Raw genomic sequence first — 18,276 nt, 5'->3', positions numbered from 1 at the left:
TCGTTTTCATTCGTTTCAGATCCACGCCATGACGGAGCTCTACAACAGCAACCCTCGCCAACTGCTGCTCTTGCAAGAGGTGCAGCGCCGCAGCTCGGCCACCGTCGAGGAGCTGGCCGCCTTCCTGGGTGTGACGCTGCAGACCGTGCGCCGCGATGTGCAGCGGCTGTCCGAAGCCGGGGTGCTCACGCGCTTTCATGGCGGCGTGCGCGTGCCCAACTCCACCACAGAAAATCTCGCCCACCAGCAGCGCGAAGCGCTCAATGCCGACGGCAAGACCCGCATTGCCCAGGCCGTGGCCGCCCAGGTGCCACACAACTGCTCGCTGATCCTGAACATCGGCACCACGACCGAGGCGATTGCCCGCGCGCTGATGCAGCACCGGGGGCTGCGCATCATCACCAACAACCTCAATGTGGCCGCCACCTTGAGCAGCAATGCGGATTGCGAAGTGATCGTCGCCGGCGGCGTGGTGCGCGGCCGCGACCGGGGCATCATCGGCGAGGCTGCGGTGGACTTCATCCGCCAGTTCCGCGTCGATATTGCGCTCATCGGTATTTCCGGCATTGAATCAGACGGCAGCCTGCGCGACTATGACTTCCGCGAAGTGAAAGTGGCCCAGACCATCATGGACCAGGCACGCGAGGTCTGGATGGCGGCCGACCACAGCAAGTTTGGCCGCCCGGCGATGGTCGAGGTGGGCCCGCTCTCGCGCATTGACCGGCTGTTTACCGATGCCCCGCCGCCCGACCCCTTCCCCCGGCTGCTGCAGGAAGCCCATGTGCACTGCACCGTCGCTTGACAGCCGGCTACAGCCCGCCTGCCCTTTGTTGATTTGATTGAAATACCGGCTCAGACCGGCCTTGAGACATGACCTATCTGCTCGCTCTGGACCAGGGCACCTCCAGCTCCCGCACCATTGTGTTTGACCGCCAGGGCGCCATCGTGGCCCAGGCGCAGCGCGAGCTGCCGCAAATCTATCCCCGCCCCGGCCATGTAGAACACGACCCAATGCAGATCTGGGGCACGCAGTTGGCGACGGCGCAGGAGGCTTTGACTACCGCCGGCATCAGCGCCAGCCAGGTCACCAGCCTGGGCATCACCAACCAGCGCGAGACCACCATCGTCTGGAACCGCAAGACCGGCCAACCCATCCACAACGCGCTGGTCTGGCAGGACCGCCGCGCCGAGCCCGTCTGCGCCCAGCTGCGCGCCGACGGCCATGCCACGCTGATCCAGGAAAAAACAGGCCTGCTGGTCGATGCCTATTTCTCGGGCACCAAGCTGCAGTGGCTGCTCGACCATGTGCCGGGCGCACGCGCCGCTGCCGAGCGCGGTGAACTGGCCTTTGGCACGGTCGATACCTGGCTGGTCTGGCAGCTGACCCAGGGCCAGCGCCATGTCACCGATGTGAGCAATGCCAGCCGCACCATGCTGTTCAACGTGCACAGCAATACCTGGGACCAGGAACTGCTGGACCTGCTGAACATCCCGCGCTCGCTGATGCCCGAGGTGCAGCCCTCGGCCAGCCATTTTGGCGATACCGCCGCGCAGGTGCTGGGCGCTGCCATCCACATCGGCGGCATGGCCGGCGACCAGCAAAGCGCGCTGTTTGGCCAGGCCTGCTTTGCGCCGGGCATGGCCAAGAACACCTACGGCACCGGCTGCTTCATGCTGATGCACACCGGAGCGCAGTTCCACCCCTCACGCAATGGCCTGCTGACCACCAGCGCCGCGCAGACCGACACCACCCCGCAGTATGCGCTCGAAGGCAGCGTCTTTGTCGGCGGCGCCGTCGTGCAGTGGCTGCGCGATGGCCTGCGCGCCATTGAACACAGCGGCCAGGTGCAGCAGTTGGCCGAGAGCGTGCCCGACAGCGGCGGCGTGATGATGGTGCCCGCCTTCACCGGCCTGGGCGCGCCCTACTGGGATGCCGATGCCCGGGGCACCATCACCGGCCTGACGCGGGGCACCACGGTGGCCCATATTGCGCGGGCTGCGCTGGAATCCATTGCCTACCAAAGCGCCGCGCTGCTGCAGGCCATGAGCCTCGATGCCGTCGCCAACGGTGGCCAGCCGGTGACGGAATTGCGCGTGGATGGCGGCGCCAGTGTCAACAACCTGCTGATGCAGTTCCAGGCCGATTTGCTGGGCATTCCGGTGGTGCGCCCGGCCTGCGTGGAGACCACCGCCTTGGGTGCTGCCTACCTGGCAGGCCTGACCACGGGCATCTACCACAGCAGCGAAGAGCTGTCGGCGCTGTGGAAGGCCGAGCGCCGCTTTACACCCACACAGGACAAGGCGCGTGCTGATGCGCTGATGGCGCGCTGGGAGCAGGCGGTGCGCCAGACGATGGCGCGCTAAGCGACTTTTCCCAAACGAGAACAGGGGCCGCAGCCCCTGTTGTTGTCTATGCCTTCAATGGGATCCGCTTATTCCTCGTCGCCACGCAGCAAGGCGCGGTGGATCAGCGCACCGATCACGGCACCCACAATCGGCGCCAGCCAGAACAGCCACAGCTGCTCCAACGCAATGGCGGGGCCAAACAGCGCAGGACCGGTGCTGCGTGCAGGATTCACCGAGGTATTGGTCACGGGGATCGAGATCAGGTGGATCAAGGTCAGGCACAGGCCAATGCTCATGCCGGCAAAGCCCACGGCCGCCTTCTTCGTGGTCGAGCCCAGGATCACCAGCAGGAAGACCGCGGTCAGCACCACCTCGGTCAGCAGCGCCGCCAGCATCGAGAACTTGCCTGGCGAATGCTCACCAAAGCCATTGGTGGCCAGGTCCGTGACCTGCGCACCTGCCTTGCCGCTGGCAATCAGGTACAGCAGGCCGGCCGCCACAATCGCACCCAGCACCTGGGCAATGATGTAGCCCGGCAGGTCCGAGGCCTTGAAGCGCCCGGCCACCGTCAAGCCGACCGAGACGGCCGGGTTGAAATGGCCGCCCGAGATCGGGCCAAAGGCATAGGCGCCGGTCAGCACCGTCAGGCCAAAGGCCAGGGACACACCCAGGAGGCCAATCCCCACTTCCGGGAAGGCCGCAGCCAGCACCGCGCTGCCACAGCCGCCAAACGTCAGCCAGAACGTACCCAGGCATTCCGCCGACCATTTTTGCAGGTTGGATGTCATCTCTCTTACCCCTTCATCAGTCAGACCCGCGGCATGCAACGCACACACAGGCGGGCCCTAGTAGCCGAGATGATAAGGAGCGAGCGGCGTTTGAAAATGTCAACAATTGCCCGTGCAACAAGCGCGCTACACTTGCCGAAAATGCTATGAAAATCAATATTCAAATACATTATTCTTTTGGCCTACTCAACGCGCTGTCGCTCTCCGTTGCGCTGCTTTTGGCGGGCTGCAAGACCTCTCCGGAGCCTGCACAAGAACCGGCTTCACTGCCTACTCCTAAGCCTGCCGCCACCCTCGCCTGCCATGCCGCCGGCAGCCCGGCCTGGCAACTGCTCGGCGAGCAGCGTTGGCCGCTCGATACCAGCTGGGCCGGCACGCCCATCGGCGGGCTTTCGTCCATCGATTACAACCCTGCCGATGACAGCTATTACCTGGTGAGTGACGACCGCTCGGCCAAGGACAGCGCCCGCTGGTACCAGGCCCGCATCCGCTACAACGCCAGCGGCCTGCAGCAGGTCAGCATCACCGGCCAGCAGTACCTGCAGACACCGGCAGGCACGCCCTACCCCAGCAGCCGCACGGCGGCAGCGGACACGGCCGTGCCCGACCCCGAAGCGCTGCGGCTGCTGCCCGGCGGGCGCAGCGTGGTCTGGAGCAGCGAAGGCGACTTTGCACGCGGCTTTGGCCCCGCGTTGCAGCAAGCCGGGCTCGATGGCAGTTGGCAAAAAACCTGGCCCCTGCCCGCGCTGCTGCAAGGCCCGCTGCAGCCCGAAACCGGCCGGGGCCCGCGCAACAACATGACCTTGGAAGGCATCGCGATCAGCGACGACCAGCGCAGCCTGTGGTTGGCCATGGAAGGCGCCTTGCGCCAGGACGGCCCGCTGCCGCGCCGGGGCCAGATTGGCGGGCCGCTGCGCATCACCCAGTATGACCTGGCCAGCCAGCAGCCTGTGCGCCAGATCGCCTACATCCCCGGCGCGCTACCCAAGGACAACCTGCTGCTGCCGCTCATTGCCATCAACGGCGTCAGCGAGATCCTGGCCGATGGACCCGACCACCTGCTGGTGCTCGAGCGCGCCTATGTGCTGGGCGCAGGCTTTTCTGCACGCCTCTACCGCATCAACACCCAGGAGGCCAGCGACACCTTGGCCATCGATGCGCTGCAGGACGCGGCATACACCCCCGCCCACAAGGAGTTGCTGCTGGATTTTGCGCAACTGGGCCTGCGCACCGTGGACAACCTCGAAGGCATGACCTGGGGCCCGCGCCTGGCCAGCGGCGAGCGCGTGCTGCTGCTGGTCAGCGACAACAACTTCAACCCGGCCCAGGTCACGCAGTTTTTGGCGCTGGTCGAGACACCGGCCTGCGCCAGCGCATCGGGCAATACATCCGGCCACGCCGGCCAATCGCATCGCAATTGAAATTGATAGCAAAACCTGTGCGCCCCGCATGGCTTGCCGCGCCAGCGGTTTGAGCTTTGCGCAGGCCGCCGCTATAGTGGCAGCCACAGCAGCACGCGCTGGTTTTGCCCCTTTTCTCTTTGTTTGCACCTGCCGCCATGTCCACTACCGATCTGTCCCAATTTCCCGCCATCGCCTTCATCGGCGGCGGCAACATGGCCAGCGCCATCATCGGCGGCCTGATCCGCCAGGGCCTGCCCCAAGACCGCATCCAGGTGGTCGAGCCCTACGAGCCCCAGCGCCAAGTGCTGCAGCAGCAATTTGGCATCAACGCGCTGCCCGCCGCTGACAGCAGCCTGGCGCAGGCCCAGGTCGTTGTCTGGGCCGTCAAGCCGCAAACCTTTGCCCAGGCCGCTGCCGCGGTCGCCGACCACAGCCGCCATGCGCTGCACCTGAGCGTGGCCGCCGGCATCCGCAGCGACAGCATTGCCCAGTGGCTGGGCAATGACCAGATCGTGCGCGCCATGCCCAATACGCCGGCCCTCGTCGGCCAGGGCATGACGGGGCTGTTTGCGCGCCCGCAGGTGAGTGCTGCCCAGCAGCAGCTGGCCGAGCAGATCATCACCACCACCGGTCAGCTGGTCTGGGTGCAGCAGGAGTCGCAGCTCGACGCGGTCACCGCCCTGTCGGGCTCGGGCCCTGCGTATGTGTTCTATTTTCTCGAAGCCATGCAGCAAGCCGGTGTGGAGATGGGTCTGCCCGCCGAGCAGGCGCTGCAGCTGGCCATTGGCACCTTCAGCGGCGCATCGGCCCTGGCTGCGCAGTCGGGCGAAGCCCCCTCGGTGCTGCGTGAGCGCGTCACCAGCAAGGGCGGCACCACCTTTGCTGCGCTGGAGCACATGCGGGCTGCCGATATCGCGGCCCACTTCATCGGCGCCATGCATGCCGCCGAGCGCCGCGCCAAGGCCCTAGGCGACGAGTTCGGCGGCTAAGAGCCAGCGCCTTTGCGGCCGCCCGGGCAGGGGCGGTCTGCGTTGTTGCAGCGCTTGCCAATAGCTGGCTATTGGCTGCGCACTGCGCCTAGCATCCCATCCCGCAAAGACACTGTCGCGGTCCGAGGAGAACAGACTCTCAAACTCCTGCAGCGGCAGTCTCCAGCCAAATACCGGTGCGCCCCACCGCGCCAGCAACTTTGCAGAAATGCAGCAACGCATTGCGTATATTTCACACAGAAGTCAAACGCAAAGCGTATAATCCGGCCGCATTCACACCTTTGCACGGAGCCAGGTCATGGACAGCCAACAGGATTTTCTTCGCGACGCAATGCGCCGTTTGAACTTGACGCGCGACGCTTTTGCCGAGCGCCTGGGCGTGCGCCGCCGCACCTTGGACACCTGGCTGTTGCCCGAGGCCTCGGGCGAAGCCCGCGCCATGCCAGATATGGCGCAGAAGTTTGTCTCCGAGATCCTGTTTCGCGAAGCCGAGGGACACGACGCCCAGAAGCACCACCGCCCGCTGGCCGAGCGCATGTCGGCCGATGGCCGGCCACAGCTGCTGTCGGTGGCCCAGCTCGAGCGCGAAAGCCTGGAAGAATTGTTCCGCATCGCCGATGTGATGCAGCCCATTGCGCGCCGCCACAAGGTCTGCCGCGTGCTCGAAGGCGCCGTCATGGGCAGCCTGTTCTTTGAAGCCAGCACCCGCACCCGCGTGAGCTTTGGCGCCGCCTTCAGCCGCCTGGGCGGCTCGGTCTGCGACACCACCGGCTTTACCTTCTCGTCGATGGCCAAGGGCGAATCCATCTATGACACCAGCCGCGTGATGGCCGGCTATGTCGATGCGCTCGTCATCCGCCACCCCGAGCAAGGCTCGGTGGCCGAGTTCGCACGCGCGACGAACATCCCTGTGATCAATGCCGGCGACGGCCCCGGCGAGCACCCCAGCCAGGCGATCTTGGACATGTACACCATCCAGCGTGAGTTCTCGCGCCTGGGCAAGCTGATGGATGGCGCCCATATCGCGATGGTGGGCGATCTGAAGTACGGCCGCACCGTGCATTCGCTGATCCGCCTGCTGTCGCTGTACAAGGGCATGAAGTTCACGCTGATCTCGCCCAGCTCGCTGGAGATGCCCGCCTACCTGATCGAGCTGGCCTCGACCAATGGCCATGTGGTGGAGGTCTCGACCTCGCTGCAAGACCTCAAGGGCGCCGATGTGGTCTACGCCACGCGCATCCAGAAAGAGCGCTTTGCCGGTGAGAACATCGAGGGCTATACGCCCGAGTTCCAGGTGCAGAAATCGCTGGTCGATGCGGTCTGCAAGCCCGACACCATCATCATGCACCCGCTGCCGCGCGATGCCCGCGCCGGCGCCAACGATCTGTCCACCGATCTGAACCTGGACCCGCGCCTGGCCATCTTCCGCCAGACCGACAATGGCATCCCTGTGCGCATGGCTTTGTTTGCCGTTTTGATGGGTGTCGAGAGCCAGATTGCCCGCAATTTGCGCGATGTCACCTGGCGTTCTCCGGCTTTTGTAGGCCCGGATGATGCAGTGTTTGATACTTTGGATTAAACTCTGCCTTACACAACACCATGATTTGAGACATTTTTTCGAAGCGCCCACTACTTGCTTCGAAAGAATTAACGTTTTTTTCCTGCGACTCCAGTGTTAGCGGCCATCTATCGATGGCCGCTTTTTTGTCTGCGTGTAGTGCATTTTTCGTCTCTCCACTACGCTCAGCCCGGCATGAAAAAAGGACTTGCAAGCAAGTCCTGGACAGAAGTGTCAGGCCCCTGCGGCCCTGAGCCGCAAGGGCTGGTTGCGCTTAGCGGCCCAGACCGAGGCGGCGCCGGCCCGCAGCGAGCAGACCCAGCAAGCCGCTCAGGCTCAGCAGGCTCCACAGACCCAAGGCCGGCACCGGCACAGCGCTGCCTGCGCCAGGCGTGCCCGGGTCGACGGGAGTGCCTGGGTCAACCGGCACATCGGCCAGCCAGCCAGCACCACCGGGATCGGCGATCTGGCCGTTGGCGACCATGTCGTCATCCCCATCACCACCATCGACGATCTGCACGGTCAGCGTATTGCCGTTCACGGCCGATGGCAGGTTGTACCAATGCGGCGTGGTGTTGGCCTTGGTGGGACCGAACTTCCAGTACTTGGCGTTGGCGGGCAGGGCTGCGGGGTAGCTGATGCTCATCGTGCCATTGCCGCCCATCGCGCAGCCCGTGGCCGTCCACTGCAGGGCGCCGTAGGGAACGCTCAGGCCTTGGGGCAAGGCGCCCAGCGAGGCAGCCGAAACAGCGACCGGCGCTTGCGCCAGGCGGCAGGCGTCCGCGCTGGTCCACTGCACCGCAGCGCTGCCGCCACCGCCAGCAGCGGGCAGCTCGACCTCAAAGTTCTGCTCCGGATCGGGGTCGACGGGCGTGCCTTCCAGGTTCAGGCCCAGCACGATCGGGTTGTGGTCGCTGGAGCGGTAGGCATCGGCCGCGTAGAACGAGGTGACTTGCGCGGCGCTCTTGAAGTTGGTGTTGTAGTCGATGACCGGCGGCTCTTCCGCATTGATCTGCCACTTGACCACATTTCCCACCTGGCTGGAGAGCGCCGAGCTGACCAGCACATGGTCGAGCGAGCCCCACAGCGTCTGGAAGCTGTACGAGTACTGCCCCGCGCCCAGCTTCTGGTAGCCATGGCCTTCCAGGAAGGAGATCGGGTCTTCCTTGGCATAGGCGTTGAAGTCACCCATCAGCACATTCTTGCCATTGCCCGCTTGCGTCGGGTTGCCTTGCAGCCAGGCTTGCAGCTGCTCGACGGCACGCTTGCGCGACTGGTTGTTGGCGCCCTGGCCGTCGCCGATGTCGGGATCGTTGACACTTCCCTTGGACTTCAAGTGGTTGACCACCACGGTGAACTGGTCCTTGCCGCCGCCAGCGAGCGTCTTCTCGAAGGTCTGGGCCAGGGGCACGCGGTTGCCATAGGTGGCGTTGAAGGCATCGTACTGCGCCTCATCGGGCACGGCCGGCACACCCACGGGGGTCACACGGTCCTTGCGGTAGATGACCGCGACAGTGATCGCATCATGGCCTGCAGCGACTGCCGTTTTGCCGCCACCGGCATGGAAGGGCCCCTTCACGTAGTCATAGACATCGCTGCCATGCTGGGCGTTGAGGGCCCGGGTCAGCGCCGCCAAGGCGCTGGTGGTCTCAAAGCCGTTGTTCTGGATTTCCATCAGGCCGTAGACGTCGGCATCCAGCCCCAGCAGATTGCTGACGATCTTGTCGGTCTGGCGCGTCAGTTCCTCGGCATTGTCCGCACCCCGGCCTTCGAGCGAATCGCCGTAGGGGTTGGTAAATTTAGCCGTGCCCAGGGTGCTGAAGAAATTCAGCACGTTGGCCGAAGCGATCTTGACCGTCGGGCTGCCCACCGCTTGCTGCAGGTCGGCCACCGTGGGGCGCGCGGCACCGCTGAAGACCGGCTTTTGCAGCGGCTGCACCCGGTAGCTGGTCTGGTGCTCGCCCGCAGCCGTATCGATGAAGTGGTCCAGAATGCCTTCAATCGCTGGCGTGCTGTCTCCCGCACGCAAGCTGTTGCTGGCGCTCAGGTCCTGGCCATTGCGGCCCAGCACGGTGGCCGGGTTTTGCTTGCTGCTGCCATCGTCCAGAATGATCTGGCTGCGCTTGACCGTCTCCAGATAGGCCTTGTTGCCATTGATGTCGGGCGCATTCAGCTCGGTGTACTGCACCAGCTTTTCCTTGTCACTCAGCGTGACCATGCCATAGCGGCCCAGGTAGTAGTTGTCCGTCACGACCAGTGGGCCGGTGCTGCCGGTGATGCGCACGCGCATGCCTTCGTAGCGCTCCCAGTTGGCATAGGCGGGCATGGGCAGGCTCAGCTCCACCAGCGCAGGCAGCGCCTGCTTGGCGCCGCCATTGAGCACGCTGAAGTTCAGGATGCTGCCGCCCAGCTGGGTCAGGCCCTTGTACTCGCTGACCGTGGCGGTCAGTTGCACGGCCTGGCCCACGCTGTCGGCGCCCTGACCGGCAATTGGCGTGCTGCCGTAGTAGACAAACACCGCCTCGGAGGTGGCGACATTGTTGTCGTCGTCTTCGGGCAGCGACTGGATATAGAAGCCACTGAGGTCAGGCAGGTACGCGGTCACAATGCCGCGCACCGTCACGCTCTGGCCCACCAGGGGCGAGGCATCACCTGCGCCCTGCACCGCAGAGATCGGGGTGGTGGCCACCGGTGCCAGGTTCTGCGCCAAACCGGGCGAGCCGATATTGGCAGGCGTCGAGGGCTGGGCAAAGCCGTCGAGCACGCCGACCGCAGCAGCGGTATAGCGCGGCTCGGACGTGGACTTGCCATCCCATACCGCCGACACACCATTGCCGACCGTGGTGCCCGCATTGCGCACCGCCGCACCGGCGTGGTCGCTGGTGGAAACGGCTGTGCCGCTGGGGTTCTTCGCAGGAGCCACGGTCGAGCCATCGGTCGCCGTCAGCGCCTTGCTGCCGTAGTTCATGGCGGCCGCCACGTAGCCATTGGCGTCGTACACCAAGACGGCATCGCCCTTGCCCAGGCCTTGTCCGGCGACCAGGATGACGGGTGTGCTGGCCTGCAAGCCCCAGGCGGTACGGAAGGCATCGGGTGTGGTCTCATTGAGCACCACCAGACGTGCGCCCGCTGCCAAGCTGGTGCCGGCGGGGAAGGCGCTGGGCACCGCGCCGCTGCTGTCAGTCCAGCCCCAGCCGCTCAGATCCACGGGGCTGGTGCCGTAGTTGAACAGCTCAAAGAAATCGCCGCCGTCGGCATTGGAGTTGACCTCGGAGATCAGCACCTTGGCCGTGGCTGCCACCGCGCTGCTGACGGTAAAGCTCAGCGTCTGCTCCGCGGCCAAGGCGTTGCCGGCCATGTCCTGCACCGCCCCGGCGGGCAGCACCAGGCTGTAGCGCTTGCCCGGCTGGTAGCCGCCGCTGCGCGTAAAGCTCAGCGCGCTGCCATTGATGGCCACTTGCGCATCGGTCATCGGCACGGTAGCGATCACGGCACCGTCTTCCAGCAGCGAGAGGCTGCCGCTGCCGCGCTGCACCGTTTCGCTGAACTGCAAGCGCACCACGGCCGTCTTGCCCACTTCCACGGCGTTTTGCAGGGGGCTGGTGCTTTGCAGCACGGGGGCGGTGGTGTCGGCAGCGACGGGGCCGCCGAGCTTGACGGTATTGCCCTGGAACTGCTGGTCTGCAAAAGGCAGGTCCTTGGAGACTGAGCCCTTGCCCGGCCAGATGGTGTCGCCATTGTCCTGCAGCAGCTGCACGGTGGTGCCTTGTGCGGTGCTGGTGGGGCTGACCAGGGTCTCAAAGCTGCCACCGGTGGTGCGCAGCAGGTTGTCCAGTACGTTGTCCAGTTGCTGCACGTCGCTGGTGCCCGGGCCATTCCAGACAAAGAATGCAAAGTTGGTGTTGACAGCCGGATCGGCCTTGCCCGGAGGGCCGGCCAGGATCAGGAACTTGCCGTCATCGGTACGCTGCATGTCGCGAATGCCGCGCCCGCCCAGGTTCAGCTCGATGGGCGCGCCCAGCACAGGCGCAGTGCCCGCCACCATGGCTGCCGGGTTGGTGACCGGGATGATCAACGCGCGGTTGCGCAGCTGGGCGCTGGCCAGCGGCGCGCGGAAGCCCAGCAGCAGCTGGCCGTCAGCGGTGGCCGCCATGCCTTCGATCGAGAAACCTGCAGCCGACTCGGGTGGCACCTTGTCAGCCGACGAGGCCACAAAGCCGTAGTAGTTGGCGCCCTTGCCATGGGCATTGGTGCGGTCCCAGGTGGTCAGCTGCGTCTCCAGACCACCGTACGAGCCCTTGAAGGTAAATTCCGTGTTGGCGCCGGTGCCCGACACATCCGCCGCAAACAGGTGCTCGCGGTTATCCGCCTCGCTGCCATCAGACTTGTTGCTGTGCGAGCCGGTGAAATACAGCGTGTTGCCGATGCGCGTGCCGGCCTCCAGGTCCAACTCCTTGGTCAGCCCCAGCAGGCTGCCAAATTCCCATTCCTTGATCGCCACACCGCCACCACGGGGGTAGACGCGCAGCACATTGCCTTCGTCGTCACCCACCACCATGTAGCTGGCGTCGAGTGCAATGCCGGCGGAGGCGTCCGAGCTGCCGGCCGTGGTCGTGGGCAGCGGGGTGAAGGTCGCGGTCTCGCCGGCATCCGGATCCACCACGGTCATCGCCGTGGGCGCCGTGCCGTTGCCCGTCCAGTTGGCAGCGGTGCTGATGGCCGACAGCAGCTCTGCGGCCGTGCCTTCGGTGACGCCCTTGGCGCCGTCATACGCAAAATTGTTTTGCTTGACCAGCGCAATGGCCGTGCCGCCATTGACCAAGCCAGGTGGCAAGGCCGAGGTATTGGAGTTGCTGGCGTTGCTGTCCCAGGTGCCAGCGGTCACATTGTTGAGCGCATACAGGAACCGTGGGGTGGCCTCAGAGCCCTGGTAGACCAGCACGCTGTCACCAACAGCGGCCAAGTTGAAGCTGCCCGTGGCGGTAACGCTACCGTAGTTGGCCGTGGGGGTCTTGGTATCTGCGGCGCCGATCTTGACGATGGTGCCCGCAGGCAGGTCCTCCGTCGCTTGCCACACCAGCACACCCTCGCCGCTGCGAAACGCGCCGGCATTGGTCCAGCCGTTGTCGGTCACACGGATCTCGGTGCCCGCTTCGATGTTGCGCAGCAGCACCAGGCTGACGGCATCGGGCGTATCCGACGCAAAACCGACCACCGCCACTTCGCCAGCGGCAAGCGTGGTCTGGGCAGAAGCGGGCAGCACGCTGGCAGCCAGCAGCAAGGCAGCGGCCAGCGACAGGCCTTGGGATGCACGCACGCTGGCGCGGCATGCAGAGGAAATGGAGCGAAGAGCAAACATGGCAGCTAAGGAGGAAGTGGCAAACAACCTCTCTTTGTCGCCGCTGGCGATGAAAGCTCCGTGTCAGAAACTGTAAGCGTTCCCAAAAACCGACATCGCCGCCCTTGTCACCACCCGGTCACAACCAGGTCACATTGCAAAGGCAAGCGCCACGCCAGCAAACAGGCTCACACCGATCCAGTGGCTTTTGCTGAAGGCGGTAAAACAGCCTTCGCGCGTGCGCTGGCGGATCAGGCTGTAGTGCCACAGCATCTGCGCGGCGGCTACAGCCACGCCCAGCCACCAGGGCCAGGCCAGCTGCAAGGGTGCCAGCGCCAGCACCGTCAGGCCCAGGCAGACCACAAAGAAAGCCATGATGGCGGCGACATCAAAACGGCCCAAGGTGATGGCCGAGGTCTTCATGCCAATTTTCAGATCGTCGTCGCGGTCGACCATCGCGTACTCGGTGTCATAGGCCAGCACCATGCACATATTGGCCAGCCACAAGAGCCAGGCCATCAACGGCACCTGGCCTTGCACAGCGGCAAACGCAATCAGCACGCCAAAGTTGAAGGCAATGCCCAAGAAAGCCTGGGGCATGGCAAAAAAACGCTTGGTAAAGGGGTAGAGGATGGTGAACAGCACCGCAGGCACCGACCAGGCCACCGCTTCCCAGCGCGTGGTCAACACCAACGCGAGCGACAGCAGGGTCAGCACCACGCCGACCATCGCCGCCTCGAACACCGAAATCTTGCCGGTGGTGATGGGGCGCTGCGCCGTGCGTTTGACATGGCGGTCGAACTTGCGGTCGGCAATGTCATTGATGCAGCAGCCGGCGCTGCGCATCAGAAAAGTGCCCAGCACAAACACCAGCACCAGATGCCAGCCCGGAAAGCCTCCCGACGCGGCCCACAGCGCCACCAAGGTGGGCCAGACCAGCACCAGCCAGCCGGCAGGGCGGTTGAAGCGGATCAGATCCAGGTACAGCGCAAAGCGCTCAGACAGCGAGGTGGAGGGATGGGCAGCAGCAGACATAGGGGGCAAGCATAGCGTCACAGGTCTACCCTGTGCCCTGTCTTTGTCAATTTTGGCGCTCGCCCCGCCCAGCACCAGGGCCGCCAGCGCGCACCAGGCCAGGCCCAGCAGCGCGCCAGCGAGCACATCGCTGGCAAAGTGCGCCTGCAGCAGGATGCGGCTGAGCGCAATAGTGGCGACCAGCAGAGCGCAGCCCCAGGCCAAGGCCCGGCTCGCCGTCGGCGAGAGGCGGCCGCGCAGCGCCAGCCACAGCAGGCCATAGACCACCACAGCGCCCGAGGTGTGGCCACTGGGAAAACTGGCGCCCGATGTCAGCATCTCATGGAGTACCTCGGGGCGGGCGCGGTCCAGCAGGTTTTTCAGCAGGCGCACCGCCAGGCCATTGAGGCCGATGAAAAACACCCAGGCCCACAAGGCCTGCCACTGCGCGCCCAGCGCCAACCAGCCCCCCACCAGCAGCACCATGACCGCCAGCCAGCGCACATCGCCCGCAGCGGTCAGCACATGCAGCAGCTCCCGCACCGGCGCCGAGACATGGTCTTGCGCCCATTGCTGGGCCCCTGCATCGGCCGCCATCAAACGGGCATGGCCGGCATGCTCCGGGTAGACCACCACCCAGGCGAGCATCGCAAACACCAGCAGGCAGCCCGCTGCCACGCCCAGCGGCATCGCCACTGGCCGCTTGGTGGCATACAGCACGGCGGCCTGCCTGCGCGGCAGCCAGCGCCAAACCAGCGCCCCTGCCAGCAACCAGGCGGCGAGCAGCACCGGCATCCAGGCATCCAGCATGGCCAAGGCCTGAAAGAAGATGCGCGATCCCCCAGCCAGCTCCCGGCTCTGGGCCACCGCATGCTCAGCACCGAAAAGCCCCAGCGCGACCAAGCACAGCCCCTGGCGCCACAGGCCTCGGCCAGCCGCCAACAACGATAGCCACCGAAGCGGCAACAACACAGACAACACGTTTACAACACCCCAGAAAATACAAAACCCCATGCAGGCATGCCATGCATGGGGTCCAAAAGAAACCGTGCAGCGCGGTTTAGGCTTGCAGCATGGTCACGCCTGGCAGGTTGCAGGCAAAGATCGCATTGCGCAGCGCGGCAATGGCTTCGTAGCGGGTGAAGCTGCGGCGCCACACCAGCACCACGCGGCGCTTGGGTGCTTCGTCGTTGATCTCGTCGGTCAGCGGAATGTAACGGATATGGGTCTCGTCCGACTTGCGGCGGCGCACACCCTTTTCCAGCGCATCCTTGGGCACCGACAGACGCGGCACCAAGGTCACACCCATGCCGGCAGCCACCATGTGCTTGATGGTCTCGAGCGACGAGCCTTCAAAGGTGCGGCGGATGCCTTCGGTGTTGCTGGAGTAGCGCGCGAACTCGGGACAGACTTCGAGCACATGGTCACGGAAGCAGTGACCAGCGCCCAACAGCAGCATGGTTTCGTTCTTCAGCTCGCTGGCCGAGATGCTGTCACGCGTAGCCAGCGGGTGCACGCTGGGCACGGCCGCAAAGAAGGGCTCGTCATACAGCGGTGCCATGGCCAGACCGGTATCGGGGAAGGGCTCGGCCACGATGGCGCAGTCGATCTCACCGGTACGCAGCATTTCCAGCAGCTTGGCGGTCATGTTCTCGTTGATCATCAACGGCATCTGCGGCGTGCGCTCGATCGACTGGCGCACCAGCTCGGGCAGCAGATAGGGGCCGATGGTATAGATCACACCCAGGGTCAGCACACCGGCGAGCGGGTCCTTGCCGCGCTTGGCAATTTCCTTGATCGCGGCAGCCTGGTCCAGCACGATTTGCGCCTGGCGCACGATCTGGTCACCCAGACTGGTGACCGACACTTCCGAGGCACTGCGTTCAAACAGCTTGACCTCGAGTTCTTCCTCCAGCTTTTTGATGGCGACAGACAAGGTAGGTTGCGACACGTAGCAGGCATCAGCGGCGCGGCCGAAATGCCTTTCACGGGCGACAGCAACAATATATTTGAGCTCTGTAAGTGTCATGTCAGTTTTTAGTGCGAATCGCGTATTGTGCATGGCCTGTGCACCGCCTGGCTAGAGCGCCAAGAGGACAAAGTGCCACACTGTGTTTCATCAGAACCGCAAGCTATGAGTTGTACTCTATTCCAGAGCACCATGGGTACCAATGAGCGACAACAAAAATAGCATTAATCTATTATGCGTCAAATGCAAGCGCTTGCTCACCGCTCACGTAGGTAAATATGGATGCCGGCATTTACATAATGCTACATAGTCATGCACCTACTTGCTTCGCTACCTCCCTGTTTCATAAGACATATTTGCGGTTTTTGACGCCGAGATACGCCATAAATCCAGTTACAGGATACGTTTAACATCCTCTATTCACGCAACACCATCATCATTTTGCGCAGCACTCATAGCACGAATCAATCAATATTTACCTAAATTTCGTCGTGTTTTTGCAACTTTTGAATCTTGTTTGCAATGCTGCCATGCAGCGTAACTGGTAGCTATGTACCCGTTTTCAAGCTTTGAGGTACTCGGCCTTGCCGCCTAACCAGCGCAGCACATGGCTGGCCGCCAGATCCGGCCAGCGGTCCAGCATATGCGGCGCCAGCTCCCGCGCCCATTCCAACAAATGCTTGTCGGCCTCCAGATCGGCAAAACGCAGCAACGGGGCGCCTGACTGGCGTGCGCCCAGAAACTCGCCCGGCCCCCGGATTTCCAGATCGCGCCGGGCAATCTCGAAACCATCCGAGGTTTCGGCCATCGCCCGCAGGCGCTCTTTGGCCGTTTCGCCCAGTTTGCCGTTGTCCCCCACCGCGTACAGCAGCACACAGGCCGATGCGGCAGCGCCTCGCCCCACCCGCCCGCGCAGCTGGTGCAGCTGGCTCAGGCCAAAACGCTCGGCATGTTCGATCACCATCAGGCTGGCATTGGGCACATCGACGCCCACCTCAATCACCGTGGTGGAGACCAGCACGCCCATCACGCCTTCGCTGAACAAAGCCATGACGGCTTTTTTCTCGGCGGTCGGCATGCGCGAATGCAAGAGACCCACCATGACCCCGGGCAGCGCCTCGCTCAGGTCGGTATGGGTCGCAGTGGCATTGGACAGGTCCAGCGCCTCGCTCTCCTCGATCAAGGGGCAGACCCAGTAGACCTGGCGCCCCTGGGCAATCTGGTCGGCAATGCGCGAGACCACCTCATCGCGCCGGCTGTCGCTGATCAGCTTGGTGACCACCGGCGTGCGGCCCGGGGGCAGCTCATCGATGGTGGAGACATCCAGGTCGGCGTAATAGCTCATCGCCAAGGTGCGCGGGATGGGCGTGGCGCTCATCATCAGCATATGCGGCTCCATGCCGGTGGACAGCAGCTTTTGCCGCAGCGCCAGGCGCTGGGCCACACCAAAGCGGTGCTGCTCGTCGATGACGGCCAGCCCCAGCTTTTGGAACTGCACCTGGTCCTGGATGACGGCATGCGTGCCCACCACCAGCGCGGCCTCGCCGCTCTCGACCAGGGCCAGCATCTCGGTGCGCTGTTTTTTCTTTTGCGCACCGGCCAGCCAGGCCACCTTGAGGCCGCGCGGCGCGAGCAGGGGCTCGAGCCAGCCCACCAGCTTGGCAAAATGCTGCTCGGCCAGGATTTCGGTGGGCGCCATCAGCGCGCACTGCCAGCCCGCATCGATGGCGATCACCGCCGACAGCGCCGCCACAATGGTCTTGCCCGAGCCCACATCGCCTTGCAGCAAGCGGTGCATCGGTATGTTGCGCCCCAGGTCGCGGGCGATTTCCTCGCAGACCCGGCGCTGCGCCCCGGTCAGCGCAAAGGGCAGCGCGGCCAGAAACTGCTCATGCAGGTTCAGGCTGCCATCAGCCATGCGCTGCGCCGCCAGCGCCGGTGCGCGCAGGCGGTCGCGCTCGCGCTTGGCCGTCAGCTGCGACAGCTGCTGGGCCAGCAGCTCTTCGGCCTTGAGGCGCTGCCAGGCCGGGTGGCTATGGTCCTCCAGCGTTGCCAGCGCCACATCGGGCGTGGGGTGGTGCAAAAACTGTAGCGCCTCGCGCAAGGTGTAGGCCCGGCCCAGGCCGCCCTCACCCTGGTAGCGGGCGTAGGGCAGGTCCACACCGGGCGGCAGGGTCTCGCTCAGGTCGGCGCGCTGCACGCCGCTGATCACCGCGCGGCGCAGATAGGGCTGGGGCAGCCCTGCCGTGGTGGGATAGACGGGCGTCAGCGACTGAGGCAGCTCGCCACCGGCCAGGCGAAAGGCCGGATGCAGCATTTGCCGGCCCCAAAAGCCCCCCTTGACCTCGCCACGGATGCGCAAGGTAGTGCCCACGGCCATGGTCTTTTGGTGCGAGGGGTAGAAGCTGAAAAAGCGCAGTTCGCAGGGGTCGCCATGGGCGTCCTCCACCCGAACCACCAACTGCCTGCGCGGGCGCAGCTGCACATCGGCCGACACCACCGTCGCCTCGATCTGCGCGACCTCGCCGTCACGCGCATTGCGCAGCGCAATGATGCGCGTCTCGTCCTCGTAGCGCAGCGGCAGGTGCAGGGCCAGATCGATGTCGCGCGTCAGCCCCAACTTGGTCAGCGCTTGCTGGGCCGGGTTCTTGGCAGGACTCTTGGCGGCGCTGGCTGCAGGCGCCACCTCAGGCGTCGCGCCCGTTACCTTGCGCGGCCGGCCAGGCTTACGCCCCTTGGCGGGCGCGGCATCATCAGCGGAGTTGGCGGGCGTGGCAGCGGACATGGAGGCAGTTTCAGCAATGCTGCATTCTGGCATGCTTTGCCGCACGACTGGTTAAAAAGACAGTGCCTCTGCAGGCCGCCCGCAGC

10 protein-coding genes and 1 pseudogene are annotated in these 18,276 nt (G+C 64.6%); 5 read left to right on the top strand and 6 right to left on the bottom strand.

From position 1 onward, the window contains the following. Positions 1-28 precede the first annotated feature (28 nt). Positions 29-802, top strand: a complete 774-nt coding sequence (locus tag ACPEE1_RS03995; protein ID WP_116926311.1) for a DeoR/GlpR family DNA-binding transcription regulator — start codon at positions 29-31, stop codon at positions 800-802. A 68-nt stretch (positions 803-870) separates the two neighbouring features. Next, positions 871-2,364: a glycerol kinase GlpK gene (glpK, locus tag ACPEE1_RS03990; RefSeq protein WP_182343741.1), complete on the top strand. Its 1,494-nt coding sequence runs from the start codon at positions 871-873 to the stop codon at positions 2,362-2,364. A 68-nt stretch (positions 2,365-2,432) separates the two neighbouring features. Here the strand turns inward: glpK and aqpZ are convergent, their stop codons facing one another. Then, positions 2,433-3,134, bottom strand: a complete 702-nt coding sequence (aqpZ, locus tag ACPEE1_RS03985) for an aquaporin Z (protein WP_021028304.1) — start codon at positions 3,132-3,134, stop codon at positions 2,433-2,435. Between the two features lie 146 nt (positions 3,135-3,280). On the opposite strand from aqpZ, the gene ACPEE1_RS03980 reads away from it, so the two are divergent. From ACPEE1_RS03980 to ACPEE1_RS03970, 3 genes are all read left to right on the top strand, one after another. Beyond that, positions 3,281-4,555: an esterase-like activity of phytase family protein gene (locus ACPEE1_RS03980; protein ID WP_423935286.1), complete on the top strand. Its 1,275-nt coding sequence runs from the start codon at positions 3,281-3,283 to the stop codon at positions 4,553-4,555. Positions 4,556-4,692: 137 nt separating this feature from the next. Further along, positions 4,693-5,526: a pyrroline-5-carboxylate reductase gene (proC, locus tag ACPEE1_RS03975; protein WP_423935284.1), complete on the top strand. Its 834-nt coding sequence runs from the start codon at positions 4,693-4,695 to the stop codon at positions 5,524-5,526. A 298-nt stretch (positions 5,527-5,824) separates the two neighbouring features. Continuing rightward, entirely contained in the window at positions 5,825-7,105 is a 1,281-nt protein-coding gene (locus tag ACPEE1_RS03970; RefSeq protein WP_021028302.1) for an aspartate carbamoyltransferase, read from the top strand. Between the two features lie 253 nt (positions 7,106-7,358). On the opposite strand, the gene ACPEE1_RS03965 is transcribed toward ACPEE1_RS03970, so the two are convergent. From ACPEE1_RS03965 to recG, 5 genes and pseudogenes are all read right to left on the bottom strand, one after another. Continuing rightward, positions 7,359-12,443: an ExeM/NucH family extracellular endonuclease gene (locus ACPEE1_RS03965; protein ID WP_423935281.1), complete on the bottom strand. Its 5,085-nt coding sequence runs from the start codon at positions 12,441-12,443 to the stop codon at positions 7,359-7,361. A 129-nt stretch (positions 12,444-12,572) separates the two neighbouring features. Then, on the bottom strand, positions 12,573-13,457 hold the full coding sequence (ubiA, locus tag ACPEE1_RS03960; protein WP_423936384.1) for a 4-hydroxybenzoate octaprenyltransferase: 885 nt from the start codon (positions 13,455-13,457) through the stop codon (positions 12,573-12,575). 87 nt (positions 13,458-13,544) lie between these two features. Further along, positions 13,545-13,922 (bottom strand): annotated as a pseudogene (locus tag ACPEE1_RS03955) (phosphatase PAP2 family protein); the annotation flags it as partial. Between the two features lie 574 nt (positions 13,923-14,496). After that, positions 14,497-15,465: a LysR substrate-binding domain-containing protein gene (locus tag ACPEE1_RS03950; protein ID WP_021028298.1), complete on the bottom strand. Its 969-nt coding sequence runs from the start codon at positions 15,463-15,465 to the stop codon at positions 14,497-14,499. Positions 15,466-15,967: 502 nt separating this feature from the next. Next, complete coding sequence (gene recG / locus ACPEE1_RS03945) at positions 15,968-18,190, bottom strand: ATP-dependent DNA helicase RecG (protein WP_423935279.1); 2,223 nt, start codon at positions 18,188-18,190, stop codon at positions 15,968-15,970. Between the last annotated feature and the right edge of the window lie 86 nt (positions 18,191-18,276).

The organism is Comamonas sp. 23, from assembly GCF_049601575.1.
Lineage (GTDB): Bacteria > Pseudomonadota > Gammaproteobacteria > Burkholderiales > Burkholderiaceae_C > Comamonas > Comamonas squillarum.
The sequence above is the reverse complement of the archived record's forward strand: the minus strand, read 5'-3'. Positions and strand labels throughout refer to the sequence as shown.